Here is a 287-nt window from a genome sequence, read left to right as displayed (position 1 = left end):
GTACAGATATGCATCCATTCGTTCATCCCTTTAATAAAGCAGTTGATCCTGTCTGGGAGTCTAAATCAGACTGGAACATATTTAAGGGACTTGCGAAATCTTTTACAGAAATGGCTCAGTCCCAGTTTGATGCTCCTGAGATTGATGTAGTGTCCGTTCCGCTCAACCATGATGCACCTTCGGAAATAGCGCAGCCATATGGATTAGTGAAGGATTGGAAAAAAGGCGAAATCGATGCAATCCCTGGCAAGACCATGCCAAACTTTACACTGGTAGAACGTGATTAT

1 protein-coding gene is annotated in these 287 nt (G+C 43.2%); it reads left to right on the top strand.

From position 1 onward, the window contains the following. A partial coding sequence (locus EOC06_RS38880; RefSeq protein ID WP_164899083.1) for a molybdopterin-dependent oxidoreductase occupies positions 1 to 287 on the top strand: 287 nt, incomplete at both ends.

Source organism: Mesorhizobium sp. M7A.F.Ca.MR.362.00.0.0 (assembly GCF_004023175.1).
In the GTDB taxonomy this organism is placed as follows: Bacteria; Pseudomonadota; Alphaproteobacteria; order Rhizobiales; family Rhizobiaceae; genus Mesorhizobium.
Note: the sequence above shows the minus strand (reverse complement) of the source record. Positions and strands in the feature narration are given on the sequence as shown.